This is a genomic window from Haloferax sp. Atlit-6N (assembly GCF_003383195.1).
GTDB lineage: Archaea > Halobacteriota > Halobacteria > Halobacteriales > Haloferacaceae > Haloferax > Haloferax gibbonsii.
In genome coordinates this window covers 1-474 of record NZ_QEQJ01000274.1, presented here as the reverse complement: position 1 = coordinate 474, position 474 = coordinate 1, and the positions used below count along the sequence as shown (strand labels likewise).

General features: G+C 62.7%; 1 pseudogene. It reads right to left on the bottom strand.

Going from position 1 to position 474, the window contains the following annotated elements:
* Positions 1-474: pseudogene (locus DEQ92_RS22320) on the bottom strand (RNA polymerase subunit sigma-70); the annotation flags it as partial.

Sequence of the window (474 nt, the reverse complement as noted above, 5' to 3'; positions counted from 1 at the left end):
ATCGCGAGCGCCGACTGGAACTGGGCGTAGTTCTCACGCATATACTCGATCGTCTCGTCTCTCGGGATCACCGGGTACCCTTCGACGTGCTCGATATCGAGTGACGCGCGTGGCTCGAGGACGATCTGCAGCGGCCCGTCCAGCTCGTCTCGGGGCTGTCGTTCGAATGCGGTCGGGAGGTCGAACGACTCGAAAAATGTCTCCCAGGCGTCGACGTCCTGCTCACGAACAGCCAGGAACAGTGGATAGTCGTCGGGTTCGCGACCGACCTGGTAGCCGCCCTGAGTCCACACGTAGACGGCGTCGATCCGCGTGAACGCGAACGGCCAGTCACTGAACTGTGAGATGACGTACGTTTCCTCGATGGAGGGTGGACTGACGCCGGCGCTGGCAGCGACGAGCTCGAGTGCTGCGTCGCGTACGCGCTCGTCGACGACAGTGAGGCCGTCGTCATAGGAGACGTAGCCTGCGTCT